Origin of the sequence: Kurthia sp. ISK08, assembly GCF_046159805.1 — a bacterium.
Lineage (GTDB): Bacteria > Bacillota > Bacilli > Bacillales_A > Planococcaceae > Kurthia > Kurthia gibsonii.
On sequence record NZ_JBJXHL010000001.1, the window covers coordinates 633876 to 648424 of the forward strand.

Annotated in this window: 12 protein-coding genes; 4 read left to right on the forward strand and 8 right to left on the reverse strand. The window is 41.2% G+C overall.

The genetic code is table 11. The annotated features are described in order from the left end of the window. Positions 1-553: 553 nt before the first annotated feature. The gene (locus tag ACKVQX_RS03020) at positions 554-763 is read right to left on the reverse strand and encodes a DUF3955 domain-containing protein (RefSeq protein ID WP_409136003.1); all 210 of its coding nucleotides are present in this window, start codon (positions 761-763) and stop codon (positions 554-556) included. Between the two features lie 50 nt (positions 764-813). Further along, positions 814-1842 (reverse strand): helix-turn-helix transcriptional regulator, encoded by a 1029-nt coding sequence (locus ACKVQX_RS03025; protein WP_409136004.1) that lies wholly within the window; start codon positions 1840-1842, stop codon positions 814-816. Between the two features lie 86 nt (positions 1843-1928). On the opposite strand from ACKVQX_RS03025, the gene ACKVQX_RS03030 reads away from it, so the two are divergent. Next, positions 1929-2408 (forward strand): GreA/GreB family elongation factor, encoded by a 480-nt coding sequence (locus ACKVQX_RS03030; protein ID WP_068455702.1) that lies wholly within the window; start codon positions 1929-1931, stop codon positions 2406-2408. Positions 2409-2417: 9 nt separating this feature from the next. Here ACKVQX_RS03030 and ACKVQX_RS03035 read toward each other — a convergent pair whose 3' ends face one another. After that, on the reverse strand, positions 2418-2999 hold the full coding sequence (locus ACKVQX_RS03035) for a DUF1643 domain-containing protein (protein WP_368634545.1): 582 nt from the start codon (positions 2997-2999) through the stop codon (positions 2418-2420). Positions 3000-3472: 473 nt separating this feature from the next. Then, on the reverse strand, positions 3473-4720 hold the full coding sequence (locus ACKVQX_RS03040; protein WP_409136005.1) for an MFS transporter: 1248 nt from the start codon (positions 4718-4720) through the stop codon (positions 3473-3475). Positions 4721-5256: 536 nt separating this feature from the next. Here ACKVQX_RS03040 and guaD point away from each other — a divergent pair. Both guaD and ACKVQX_RS03050 read left to right on the forward strand, forming a co-directional pair. Then, complete coding sequence (guaD, locus tag ACKVQX_RS03045) at positions 5257-6588, forward strand: guanine deaminase (RefSeq protein WP_068455711.1); 1332 nt, start codon at positions 5257-5259, stop codon at positions 6586-6588. Between the two features lie 279 nt (positions 6589-6867). Continuing rightward, positions 6868-7059 carry a DUF4017 family protein gene (locus ACKVQX_RS03050; RefSeq protein ID WP_141275112.1) on the forward strand — a complete coding sequence of 64 codons (192 nt, stop codon included), beginning with the start codon at positions 6868-6870 and terminating at the stop codon, positions 7057-7059. Between the two features lie 16 nt (positions 7060-7075). Here the strand turns inward: ACKVQX_RS03050 and ACKVQX_RS03055 are convergent, their stop codons facing one another. After that, a complete protein-coding gene (locus tag ACKVQX_RS03055) occupies positions 7076-8221 on the reverse strand; it encodes a hypothetical protein (protein WP_409136006.1) in 1146 nt (381 codons plus the stop codon). A 128-nt stretch (positions 8222-8349) separates the two neighbouring features. Here ACKVQX_RS03055 and ACKVQX_RS03060 point away from each other — a divergent pair, with 128 nt between their 5' ends. Next, the gene (locus ACKVQX_RS03060) at positions 8350-8949 is read left to right on the forward strand and encodes a hypothetical protein (RefSeq protein ID WP_409136007.1); all 600 of its coding nucleotides are present in this window, start codon (positions 8350-8352) and stop codon (positions 8947-8949) included. A 595-nt stretch (positions 8950-9544) separates the two neighbouring features. On the opposite strand, the gene ACKVQX_RS03065 is transcribed toward ACKVQX_RS03060, so the two are convergent. From ACKVQX_RS03065 to ACKVQX_RS03075, 3 genes are all read right to left on the reverse strand, one after another. Next, the gene (locus ACKVQX_RS03065) at positions 9545-10909 is read right to left on the reverse strand and encodes an Ig-like domain-containing protein (protein ID WP_409136008.1); all 1365 of its coding nucleotides are present in this window, start codon (positions 10907-10909) and stop codon (positions 9545-9547) included. A 913-nt stretch (positions 10910-11822) separates the two neighbouring features. Further along, entirely contained in the window at positions 11823-13151 is a 1329-nt protein-coding gene (locus tag ACKVQX_RS03070) for a hypothetical protein (protein WP_368634540.1), read from the reverse strand. A 133-nt stretch (positions 13152-13284) separates the two neighbouring features. Continuing rightward, complete coding sequence (locus tag ACKVQX_RS03075) at positions 13285-13764, reverse strand: sigma-70 family RNA polymerase sigma factor (RefSeq protein ID WP_409136009.1); 480 nt, start codon at positions 13762-13764, stop codon at positions 13285-13287. Positions 13765-14549: the final 785 nt, after the last annotated feature.

Consider the following 14549-nt stretch of genomic DNA (forward strand, 5'->3'; position numbering starts at 1 on the left):
ACATTCAACGACCAGGTTTCCCTTTCGCGCGTGGATTTGTCCCTTTCAATAACAGAGATTCCCTTTCGCGCGTGGATTTGTCCCTTTCAACGGCGAGTTTTCCCTTTCGCGCGTGGATTTGTCCCTTTCAATTGCCGGGATTCCCTTTCGCGCGCGGATTTGTCCCTTTCAAATGCCAGGATTCCCTTTCGCGCGCGGATTTGTCCCTTTCAAATGCCAGGATTCCCTTTCGCGCGCGGATTTGTCCCTTTCAAATGCCAGGATTCCCTTTCGCGCGCGGATTTGTCCCTTTCAATTGCTGAGATTCCCTTTCGCGTGTGAGTTTGTCCCTTTCAGCGACGGCGATTCCCTTTCGCGCGTGGTTTTGTCCCTTTCAATGGCGGCGATTCCCTTTCGCGCGTGGTTTTGTCCCTTTCAACGGCGAGGATTCCCTTTCGCGCGTCGATTTGTCCCTTTCAATGGCGGGGATTCCCTTTCGCGCGCGGTTTTGTCCCTTTCAACCAGACTAATCAAAAATGAGACCTCGCCTTTGATACGAAGTCTCATTTTAAATTTATATATTTACTTTTTGATTTTTACTCATAATGAAGCGCAATGCTGTCCAAATAATGCCGATGAATAAAAACATGAAACCGATTAGAATTAAAAAGAATGGTTCTTGTAATGTTCCATCAGCTGCTACTCGTGATCCAATTAAATTGAAAGTTAAAAAACTTAATGCACCTAAAATGATAGGTAATAAAGGTAATGTATATTTTTTCATATAGAGGTTGCTCCAATCCATTTTGTTATTCCTCTATATAGACTTCTATTTTATAGAAAAGTTTCTTTCTGTTTTACACGATTACGGCGTAGCCCATCTTCTAACATTTCTTCGATTTCCACAGCTAACTTTAATGGTTCGATTTGATCGATTGAAGAAATATATTGCATGAGCCAAAACTTAATACTCTCGCATGACGTGTACACTTCGACTTGGAAATATTCGTCATCAATTGGTTTGATTGTGACATCTTCACCGAAGAAGTCGATTACTTGACCGATGCTATACATCTTGCAGCGGAATCGAATATACTCAGGCATTCCACCAAACATATATGCTTGGTTTCGCGTGTAGTCTGATAAATTCGGAATATCTTTCAACTCACCAACTGCTTCATCAATCATCGTCACATCACGCATTTTATCCACGCGCATGAAACGCGGCGATGTACTATCATCATAATAATACATGAGATAGTATTTATTGATTTGCCAGATCAAATAGTATGGACGAATTTTTTTATAGCCATTATTTTCGTCTGGTCGACTTGGTACAAGCTGTTTATTCACGTCATATTTTAAATATTGTAACGTCACTTTTTTTCCTTTTTTAATCGCTTCTGTTAAGACGTCGATATTTTGAAATAATTGTTCATTATACTCTTTTTTATCTGTTGCTTTAAAATGAAGACGCGGTTCAAAAAAGTTCTTCAAATTCTGTCCGACAACGACTCCAAGCTTTTGAATTAAACTTCGACTCTGCTCTAAATCGATAAAGCGTGAAGTCGCAACGGCATCACTCAGTAAATGCGCCTCACCAGACGAAATCGTTGATTCCATATACACTTCTCGATTCGGCGTTCGTACTAAACGAAACGAGACAGTCTGTTCATATACCTCTGAAATTAACTCTAAATCCTCGAAATGATCGTAAATTGTACGTCGATTTGGTGCTTTTTCAAGTTCGAATACTTCCTGCACTTTTTTAGCTACTTCCGTTGCATTCATAGGATTTTCTTTATTAGAATACTGCTTTAATACATAGTATGTCAGAAATAATTTATTTTTAGTTGGTAACATTTTTCTAAATTCCTTTCAAGTGTGTAAAAAAATGCACATGCTATTTTATATGATGAGTGTAACAAAGCGAATAAGGATGTGGCGAAATGGATACGTATTGGTTTTCTAAAAAAACATTTGAACAACTTCAAGTAAAATATGAAACCTTACAATTTTCTAAAAAAGAGCAATATGATTTGTTAAATCAAGCGATTCAAATGGATCATAGTTCAGATAATTTAACAGAGGAGTTTTTAAAATATAAAGAAATTCAAAAAACGCTTCAACAAATTGAAGAAGTCATACAGCGAGCTAAAATCATCGAAGATTCTCCTGCCTATCAAAAGCGACTACCGAACGAAGTCCACGTGGGCACGATTGTCACACTTCAATTTAACGAAGAAGAATTATATCAATATACAATCGTCGGATATGGTGAAGGTGATTTACAGAAGAATCATCTTTCCTATACGACAGAACTTGCACAGGCGATTTTAAAACGAAAAATAAATGAGCGTTTCATTTTTGTACAGAACGGATTTGAACATCGCGTAAAAATTCTCGATATTAGACCTCAATTAAACTAATAGATTTTTTTATGTATGAATAGGTAATATACCTTCAATTACTTTTTTTTGCGGTGTATCGGGCTGTCCGTTTTTCGTAAATGAAGGTGCATGGCTATAGCGAAAAACATAAACATTCTTTTCTTTTTGCCACATTTGAATGAGATGCATCACATATTGAAAAGCCTCATCAAATTGGCGATTCGGGATGTAATATGGACGATCCCCCCACGCAAGTACAAATACATCGCTATTCATCAATCGCTCATGAATAAAGCGTCGATTTTTCTCCATTACTTCTTCCAATCTCGGATCAACAATTAATTCTCGTAGCTGCGTAGCAGTCGGCACATGATAGGGAAAAAGCGTCACAAACGATATACTTTGAAAGTCCTCTTTACTTAAAAATCTTACCATCTGATTCGTCATCGCATCGGAATATTGCTGCTCCGCTCCCATCGGATGTAAGTGTATAACAGTCACCGTCTTTTCCGACTCACTCTCCATATTATCTAATGTCAAAACATAACGAAGCAGATGCCGCTCTCCATCAATCCGAATGACATCACGCTCAATTGAATCTACAAATGTATTTTGGGGATACCTCGCCATTATCTATACACTCCTTTTTTATTTATTATATCAAATATATGGAATCCTATGGGTAGACAACTTTCTGTAAATGTTCATTCAACAGATGACCTGTTCCTTTGGGCGAGTGACCCGTTTTCGTCCTCGAATGACCCATTTGATCGGGTGAATGACCCAAAACGAGTAGCGAGTGACCCAACTCCTTCTCCGAGTGACCCATTTCGCCAACCGAATGTTCGAATTCACCCAAACCTAGTCAATTCAAGTCCCTTTCTATTACTCAAATGCCTTGAAGAAGGTGCGAAAAGCGAGCAATTTAGGTTTTTGGGCGAGTGGACCGTTTTTGACCTCGAATGTCCCGTTTGATCGGGCGAATGGCCCAAAACGAATAGCGAGTGACCCATTTTGCCAACCAAATGTTCGAATTCACACCAGACTAGTCAATTCAAACTCAAAAAACCGAACCCATCAAAATGAGTTCAGTCTAAAATCATCTATGCTTTTAAAGTACGCGTAGAGATAACGATGGGGATGAGTAGTAATGCTAATAATCCACCACTTAATGCTAGGACAGTATAACTTGTACCTGCAACAACCATTCCAGACAACATACCACCTGCTGCACCAGATAAGGCGATTAAAACATCGACTGATCCCTGTACTTTCGCTCGCGTCATCGGCTCTGTTGAATCAACAATAAGCGCTGTACCACTGATTAGACCAAAGTTCCAACCAATACCGAGTAATGATAGTGCAATAATTAAGACGACGATGGAATCACCTGAAGTCGTGGCGGCAACGATGCCTGCTACTAATAGCGTAACACCAGATGCTACAGCCATTGCTGGACGCCCGATTTTATCGACTAGTACTCCTGTAAAAAGAGATGGTAAATACATCGAGCCTACATGAAAACCAATCACGAGACCAATCGCACGCAAACTATGTCCATGATGTCCCATATGAACCGGCGTCATCGTCATGATGGCTACCATGATAATTTGGCTAATGACCATAATCGCTGCACCCATTCGAATACCCTTCCGATTATTCTCTGTTCGCTCAGTCGCATCCATCGTCTGTGTTTTTTGTTTGTTCTTATTTAAATGGAGCGCAATAACAAATGGATCTGGACGTAAAAAAATAAAAAGAATAATCCCCGCTGTTAAAAATGCTGCTGCCGATAAGATGAATGGACCCGCGAGCGGTGGAATACCGATGGATGTCGCAAAATCCCCCATCACTTCAACAAGGTTTGGTCCTGCTACTGCACCGAGCGTTGTCGATACCATCGCGATACTGACTGCTGTACCTCGCTGCTTAGGTGTTGCTAAATCTGTTCCTGCATAGCGCGCTTGTAAATTCGTCGCTGTTCCTGCACCGTAAATGAATAAAGAGACGAATAAGAGCCAAACATTTGCGAAAATCGCGGCAATGACAACTCCGACTGCCCCTAATCCGCCAACAATGAAGCCTGTTGATAGCCCCATGCGACGACCGAAGCGATTTGAAAAACGCCCCACCCATAATGCTGCGAGCGCCGAACCAAGTGTGAATAAAGCAGACGGTAGACCAGCAAAAGCGTTCGTCTGTAGTAAATCTTGCGCGAGCAATGCACCGACTGTAATTCCCGCCGCAAGACCTGCCCCACCGAAAATTTGTGAACATACGACAATCCAAAGTGTCCGTTTATATAACTTCTCTACTTTTTCAGGGTGTTCTATGTATTGTTGACTATTCAAAGCAGCACCTTCTTTTTCTCTAAGTTACATACCCCTATTAGTATATTGAAATCGTTAAAAATTGTCAAAAAGTGTCTGATTTATAGAGGTTTTGGGGCGAGTGGACCATTTTCGTCCTCGAATGGACCGTTTGATCGGATGAATGGCCCAACTACTTATTCGAATGACCCATTTCGCCAACCGAATGTTCGAATTCACCCAAACCTAGTCAATTCAAGTCCCTTTCTATTACTCTAATGCCTTGAAGAAGGTGCGAAAAGCGAGCAATTAAGGGCTTTTGGGCGAGTGGACCGTTTCCGTCCTCGAATGGCCCGTTTGATCGGATGAATGGCCCAAAACGAGTAGCGAGTGGACTGTTTCCGCCCTCGAATAGCTCGTTTGGACGAGTGAATGGCCCGAATCACCACTCGAATGGCCCAAAACCACCCCCACAACCTCACTCCTCTTTTCATCCGTCTTTCACATTCTATAGACATCTTATCTAATAAAATATATAATAAATCTATTAATTTACGAACATTAAGGAGATTTTTACATTGAATTATACGCATATTGTACGTGGGACTGCATTTACAAGTCGTTCACTGAAGGAGGTAGCGGTACTAAAAGATCATCTGTTTTGCATTGATGAACAAGGAATGATTGCGAAGGTATTACGTCCTGAAGAAGCGCATTTAGTAGACGCAAGCATACCTGTTACGACATTACCAGAAGGACAATTTTTACTTCCTGGCTTTATTGATTTGCATGTGCATGCACCGCAGTGGGCACAGTCGGGTACAGCACTCGACTTGCCGCTTTATGATTGGTTGAATACATATACATTCCCGCTTGAAGCGAAGTTTTCAGATGTTGATTTTGCAGAAAAGGTGTATACACATCTTGTCGATACGCTTTTAGCGAATGGGACAACGACCGTTCTCTATTTTGCGTCAATTCATAAAGAGGCGAGCTATAAATTAGCTGAGATTTGTGCAAAGCGTGGTCAACGTGGATTGGTTGGGAAAGTGGTTATGGATGATGCACAGGAAAATCCTGATTTTTATCGTGACGCTTCCACTGCTGAGGCCCTACAAGATACGGAGGAATTCATTATCGCGGTGAAAGAATTGGCGAAGTCAGTCAAACAAGGCGTTTACCCTGTTGTGACACCACGCTTTATTCCGAGCTGTACAGATGAGGCACTTCAAGGACTTGGCGAACTCGCGAAAAAATATGATACGCATGTACAATCGCACTGTAGCGAGAGTGACTGGGCGCATGGTTTTGTAAAAGATCGTTTCCAAAAAAATGATGCGTTCGCGCTGCACGACTTCGGTCTACTACGCGACAAGTCGGTTATGGCACATAGTAACTTTTTAGAGGATGCAGATGCAGACCTATTTGCTGAGACAGGGACGGCGATTGCACACTGTCCGATTTCAAATGCGTACTTTGCGAATTCTGTTCTACCTGTTGCACATCTTCATGAGAAGAATGTGGAGATTGGTCTTGGAACAGACGTATCGGGCGGCTTCTCACCGAGCTTATATGATAATATTCGTCAAGCTGTTATGGCTTCACGTATGCTAGAGGACGGTGTGAACCCTGACCTTGCGCCGCATGTACGCGGACGACAAGATAGCCGCATTACAGTGAATGAAGCGTTCTACCTCGCGACAGCTGGTGGCGGCGAATCATTAAGCCTGCCGATTGGACGCCTAGAAGAAGGCTACTGTTTTGACGCACAGGTGATTGATACAACGTCACTGCCAATTTTCGATGCGACAGAACCACTCGAAGACATCTTCCAAAAGATTCTCTACTTAACACGACCTGAACATATTCAACAAGTATTTGTTCAAGGTGAATGTGTACACAAGAAATAAATTGAACGCTCAATCGATTCAGATTGGGCGTTTTTTATATTCTAAAATATATTTTTTATTCCTATAAAAAGACTAATAAGCTATTTTTCACATTTATAAATAACTATAGACTGTAATCAAATTGATAAAAATATAATAGGAGACTAGGTATTTTTCTATATTCTCATCAACGACTTTTCTTCATCGTGATAATGAATATTATTAACAGTCTTATAGGGTGAATCTAAACCCCTTATTCTTTCATTATGTTATAATGGAAAAAATAAGGAGGTCGTTATGATGAAAAAACTTGGTTATGCACTCGTTGTCTACGTGATTGTTTGCGGGATTACGATTTTGCTACCTGCTTCACCTGGTTATGATGTTTGGAGTTGGAAACTACTCGTTGGACAAGTTTATGCGATTCCTGCCTTCATTGCTGCGTGGTTAATTCTTTATTTTTTGGGAAGTAAAAAAACCTTCAACCATTGAGGTCGAAGGTTTTTCTCTATTTATACCAAAACTTCATATTTGACACAATCATTCCCATCGCCCCGTAGACTTTCAATTCATAGTAGCCATCTTCAGTAGCCATTGTCGAGTCGAGTGTAAATTCACCTTTTAGTTCATCCTGTTTCGAGTACAATTCATACTTTTGCACGCCAGATGCGCCCATTACAAAAATATTAGCACCACCATCAGGATTATCAATTAGTTCATCTACATCAACCCATGTTTTATCCGGTACAACGGTGAACGTAATTTTTTGAATCCCGCTTTTTACAGGAATACGCATGAGAACACGCATTTTTTCAATATGATTGATTTGGTGGACTCCGTTATATTGTCGTCTACCTCGTACGTCACGATCTTCTTCATCTAGACTACGAGCGAAGCGATTCATCAATTGTGGTTGTAATTCGTCATATGTCACATAGGTAAATCGACGTTCCAATGTTTTCATATAGCGTTCAAATGTATCATTTGCTTTATATGCATAGGCTGTCCATTTGTTTTTACGCAGTGTGGCATCAGCTTCTGTCTTTACTTTTTCAGCTCGTTTCCAAGTTGTTTTTGCTGATTTCATATTATATTGTTTCATATAGGACTCGGTCTTCACTAAATCTTCCCATGCTTGTACAAAGCCAGCTAGTCGCTCCATCTTCACTTTTGAAGTCGTCACATATTTTTTTTGCAAAACATTCTTTTGACTTGTTTTGAGACGACTCGCTTTTAGTGCTTTTTCGTATGAGGCGAATTGTGTTTTCGTCGTCTGATAACGTGCTGCTAGATTGGATACATCGCCCTTTTGTTCGAACTTTGCTAATTGTTCCATTTGCTTAGTGAGTGCCTTTCCTTCCGCAACAAACTCTTGATAGGTCAACTCTTTGAACATTAATTGCTTCGTTAAAATATAGCCCGTCTTCCCCTTATATGTAACCTTCGTCCACGTCTTCCCTTTAGAATAAGAAGTAAAGGTGGTCTTCTGCTTCACAACAGCTAATTTCGTCTTTTTCGTTGAGTCTGTATATATACTTGCCCACGACACATTCACAATCGCCTTACTGCTGATTGCTTTTGCAGATGTATTAATCGAACATACGATAGGTGCTGCAAGTGATAGTGCCAATGCATACTTTCCAAGTTGCTTCATGTAATCGCTTCTTTCAATCTAGGTCTATACAGACATTATCTCACCAAATAATGGTATTTACAATGTGATAAAATTATCCATTTTCATCTTAAAAAGTTATATAATAGAAGAAAAGGAGGGGTGCATACATGAAGAAAAAGTTCCTGCTTAGCACAGGTCTTTGTCTGACACTATTTCTTGCAGCGTGTGGCGATGAAAAAGCGCCAGAAAACACCATTCAAGACAGAAAAACAGAAGCACAAGAAATCGAAGTCGAAGCAGCTACACTCGGATTAAGCGATCAATTAGCAGTCGATTTGCCAGAAATAACAGAAAATACACTCAATTTACGATTACGCTCACGCGAATACATCGACCAACAAGAAAAACTCTTTGCAAGCGTTGGCATCAAAGAAAAAGTCGATTCGACCATCACCCCGCAACAACTAACGGACAACGTCGAAGACTACTTTGAAACCGTCGTCTCCTTCAAAGGCGATGTCGTCTCCTTCCATGAAAAAGAAGAAGGTGCGCTACCTTACCGCTTCATTCATCTCTATGCAGAGGACGGACAATCCTACCTCTACATCACATATGAACCACTCGGCAACATCGCACTAGACGACTCACTCCAAGTCGTTGGCATCCCACTCGGTATCCATGAATTTGCCAATGTCGGCGGCGGCGTCACGAAAGCCATCGTATTATTTGGCGGAGCGATTGAAAAACAAACACCAAACGAAGGCTAACCTCGAAGATTCGAGGTTTTTTGTTTGAGGGAATTCTGCTCCTCGAAAGGGACTATTCTACTCGCGAAAGGGAATTTTTCACTTTGAAAGGGACTACTCCACCCTCGAAAGGGAATCTCGCTCCCCGAAAGGGACTGATCCACCCGCGAAAGGGAATTCTGCTCCACGAAAGGGACTAATCCACCCGCGAAAGGGAATTCTGCTCCACGAAAGGGACTGATCCACCCGCGAAAGGGAATTCTGCTCCACGAAAGGGACTATTCCTCGCCCCAAAGGGAATCTCGCTCCTCGTTTTGGGTCATTCGCTCATCCAAACGGGACATTCGAGGGCGAAAATGGGTCACTCGCCCGAAAAGCCTAAATTGCTCCATTTAAGCACTTTCTTCAAGTCTTTTGAGTAATTCAGAGGGACTTGAATTGACTAGGTTTGGGTGAATTCGAACATTCGACCGACAAAACAGGTCATTCGAATAAGTAGTTGGGTCACTCACTGCTCGATTCGGGTCATTCGCCCATCCAAACGGAACATTCGAGGGCGAAATTGGGCCACTCGCACAAACAAACCTCCAAATAAAAAAAGAGCCGCATACACGACTCATTTTACTTGTACTTTTTTATAGTTGCTTGTTCCGTTATCTGTTGTGACTGATACATAAATATTCGTTTTGGCTTTTTGCTTCGGCACTTTAATACTAAACGCACCTTTTGAATTACTTTTTCCTTTGTATTCTTTCTTGCCAATTTTCACAGTCACTTTGCTCTTTTTATACGTTGTTCCTGTAACGCGTGTCGCACCTTTTTTCACTGCTTTTACAGTTGGTGCTTTTGGTACAATAGTTGGAATACTTGTATTAATTTGATATGTGCCGAAATAACCTAGTTCTTTCACACCGATATAATAGACGCCTGTTTTCAATTTATTTTTTAATGTTTTCGATACGAGTAATTGATCGCTCGCGCCTGTGAAATAATTATGTGTGTCGATTCTTTTAAATGATTGGTTATAAATCGAAACTTCAAGCCACTTCATATGCGACTTTACTTGCACCTTTACTTCCGCTGTCTTTGGTACATTCAATTTATAATAATCGAGTCGATCACCAAAACTAATTAGTCCTGTAATTGGCGCAACATTCGGCTTGAGTGTTTGTGCTTTTTCTGGGCTATTATTTGGTTCTTTTTCATTATTACTTGCCCCTACAAATTTCGCCTGCATCTCGTATAATCCCATACTATCGAGGACACCTGTATTTGATATTTTAATGAGATACTGTCCTTTTTCCACGTACATAGAGCCGCTTCTTGTTACAGCTTTTGTATTGGTTGCTTGTTGGAAATCATTCACTTTCGTCATTTGAACTTGCGCCAAATTGTATAGCTCAACTTGTAAAAAAGGCATGTACGATTTTGTTTGAACTGTTAATTTCCCCGCTCGGTCTACCTCCACCATATAATAGTCTGCTAAATCGTCGAGTCCGAGTTGCCCTTTAATCTTCGTTTTATTTACTTCTATTGGTTGCGCTTGGTTCGGCTCATCATTCGGCTCTACCTCATTCGAACCATTCGTTTTCCAAGTCGCTCTCACTTGATATTTCCCCGTCTGACCAGAGAATGCTACACGATTCGTATGAATTGTGTATGTCCCAGCCTGCAAATAAACCGTCTCTTTTTGCGTAATTGGATTCGTTGGATCTGCCGCAAAGAAATGCATTGGCTTCACCATATTTGTCTCTTTCGAATTGTAGACGAATGCCTCCAATTCATTCATATACGACTTCACTTCCACCGTCACCTTACTCGGTTTCGTCAACTTAAATTGATATGTTTGCTTTGTTGTTGTATCGGTAATTTCACCGGTTGCCCACTTTCCCGATGTAAGAGTTGTTGCAGCTGAAGCTTGTTGCGGTATAAAAAAGATAGCGGCCAACAAAAGAATTCCTACTATATATAATCGTTTCATGTCAATCCCCTTTAATGTCTAATTATTCCATATTATTATCTCACTAAGCGGTGAAATAAACAATGGTGAGAGACTGATTCGTGTGCGAAAGGGAATCTTGGCTTTTGAAAGGGACTATTCCGCGCACGAAAGGGAATCATCGCTTCTGAAAGGGACTACTCGACTCGCGAAAGGGAATCTTGGCATTTGAAAGGGACTACTCGACTCGCGAAAGGGAATCTCGACTTTTGAAAGGGACTACTCCGCGCACGAAAGGGAATTTCTCACTCCGAAAGGGACTATTCCACTCACGAAAGGGAATTTCTCACTCTGAAAGGGACTACTCCGCTCACGAAAGGGAATCTCGACTTTTGAAAGGGACTACTCCGCGCACGAAAGGGAATCTCTCACTTTGAAAGGGACTATCCCGCGCGCGAAAGGGAATTCTGCTCTCCGAAAGGGATTATTCCGCGCACGAAAGGGAATCTCTCACTTTGAAAGGGACTAATCCGCGCGCCAAAGGGAATCTACGCTATCGAAAGGGACTATTCCACGCTCGAAAGGGAATCTTGGCATTTGAAAGGGACTATTCCACGCATGAAAGGGAATTTCTACTTCTGAAAGGGACTATTCCACGCGCGAAAGGGAATCTCGTCTTCCGAAAGGGACTAACCCACGCTCGAAAGGGAATCTCTCACTCCGAAAGGGACTATTCCACGCTCGAAAGGGAATCTTGGCATTTGAAAGGGACTATTCCGCGCATGAAAGGGAATTTCTACTTCTGAAAGGGACTATTCCGCGCGCGAAAGGGAATTTCTCACTTTGAAAGGGACTAATCTACGCACGAAAGGGAATTTCTCACTTTGAAAGGGACTAATCTACGCACGAAAGGGAATCTCGCCCACTACCATAAAAAAAGAACCGCATACGCGGCTCATTTTACTTGTACTTTAGTTGATTTACTCGTTCCTGCACCTGTCGTAACGGATACATAGACTTTTGTTTTTACTTTTTGTGTTGGGATTTTGATGCTGAATGCACCTTTGCTGTTACTTTTGCCTGTATATTTTTTGCTTCCGATTTTCGCTGTGATTTTACTGTTCGCATAGGTTGTACCTGTCACTTTTGTTTTCGTGGCTTTGGCTTTTGGAGATTTTGGTAACATTTCAGGTACGCTCATCGCGAGTTTATAAATACCGGGTGCTTGCTTTTCAACGCTCCAGATTTTCACGTAGTATGTTCCCCTCTTCACATTGAATACTGCTTTCGTGTTTCCAAATGCCATGCGCTCACCTACACGTTGCCCTTTTCGATTATAGAGCGTGAGATAGACCGTATTTTTCAATTGAACATTCACATGGAGTTTCCCATTCTTCGTCACGTTCACTTTATAGTAGTCGATGCTGTCACTCCAACTGAGTAGCCCCGTCACCTTTTGAACATTCGGTTTGATTACCTGTGCTTTTGAACGTGTGTTATTTGGCTCTTTTTCATTATTTTTGGCTGCTGTGAATTTTGTTTTAAATGTATAAATTCCTGTGAAGGTATGATACTTCTTCACCTCGATATAATACGTCCCCTTTTCTAAATAGACGGACATATTCTCTGTGACACCATTCCCCTCTCCACCTTCATAGAGGGAGAAGATATTTTTGATTTTCTCTTGATTTTGATTAAACATTGTTACATCTAAAAATCGCATATAAGCAGTCATATCTAACGATAGGCGCCCTGCTTCTTTTAACGTCACCTTATAATAATCGACTGAATCGTTCCAGCTGATTTGTCCTTTTACAGTTTTCTGTGTTGGCGCAATCTTCGTGGCTAATTGCTTATGATTGTTTGATGATCCTTCTGTAACACGACTATCCTTTACGGAAACAGTAAATTGATACTTTGTACGCTCATTTAAATGCGTGTGATGGATTGCACGAACTGTATATGTCCCCTTCTCTAAATATTCTATTGTTTTTTTCGAGACAGGTGTAGTCGCACTCGCCGCGATAAACTCATAATAAAGTGAATGAACAGTTTCGCCCTTCGCATCTTCTAATACGAGTTCAAAGTTAGAAGAATAGGCTGTTCCCTTTAATTCCACGCGACTTGGCTTCGTTACTTTAATTTGATAGGTGTGTTTCTCATCTTTTCCAAGTGTTCCACTGACTGTTTGCCCAGCTGTAATGGTTTTCGCTTCAGCCGATAAATGCGGCACTAAAAAACAAAGTAGACTCATCAATAGTGTAAGCCCTATATATTTTTTCATATACTCACTCCTCTTCCTAATTGTACCATTTATTATTATGTGAAAATAAAATGCTAAACGACTCATTTTGGAATGCCATCTGGTTCGATTGGTTTATGCTACAAACAAAAAAGCCGCAAATCGCGGCTTTTTCTTATGGTCGACTTATCTCTTTTCGAAGGCGTATCAACAGGCGGCTTTTCTTCTTTTGTAGGGCGGCGCGACTCATGCCAAGCATCGCCGCAATCTCGGTGTGATCGTACCCCTCGATATAATAGGCGTGGAGAATCATACATTCTTCGGGTGTTGTGTGGGGTGCTAGGAATTCCACGAAGTCGCGTGTACGCTGGCACCCTTCCCCTTGAATTTGCTCATGCAGGGCATCATCTTCTGTTGGTACGAATCGTTCCTCGTAACGCGCGCTCATCTTCAATTCGTCGAGTAATGCACCGCGAATTGTCTGGAATGCATACGGTTCAAAATCACCCTTCTCCGCATCGAATCGTTGCCACGCACGCCAGATGGCTACGCGCGCGGACTGGCGAAATTGCTCATGCTCCTTATAAATATGCAGTTTGCGCATGTGCGCGGAAATCATCGGCTCCAACTTCTCTAACATCGCTTCAAACGTCATCTCATACTCGCTTCTCACAGTCGACCATGCTTGTATTCCCTTGGGTACACCTAGCTTACTAAAATGTGCGAATGTTGGCGAAACGACGTTTTCCGAATGAATTTTTTCGTATGTATATGGTGGGGAAACCCTTGAAAAACCTCTATTCCCTCATCATTTCCCCATACTTTTCGTACACACTTTTTTTTGAATATGTCTTTTTCTGAAAATGAAGGAAAATAAAAAGAAAAAAGAGCTTGTTTTCGAAAAAGGGGAGTTTTTTAATGCATACATTTTTTAATATACCACTGACAATTCAATTGGACTTCATCGACGACATACTCTATGCGACACCAAAAAGAGACAAAATATGTCCATGTGGTGGAAAACGACATCTTCATCATAAAAAGGAGCAGGACATTCGCCACTCGTACACCTATGAGTACGGGACGATTACAATCAGATTGACCATGTACTACGAGCGCTGCCAGATATGCCACGTAACAACGCGACATGACGGTGGACTCGACGTAATCCATAAGACGACCGCGAACTACCGAAAACTTGTGAAAACCGTGGCGACAGAACACTCGCTTGGACACGCCGCAAACCAGTTTGACGTACCGAAAGCGACGATTCAAGGGTGGATGAGGGAATAAAGAAATAAAAAGATAGTAATTTTCTTATATATCATTCCATTTGATTTTCAAAAGTATCTGTTACAAATCGTTATTTATAATGTGATTCATTTATATGTTTTTATTATTTTTATTACATAATGTATATAAAAAGAATTTTACTAATAA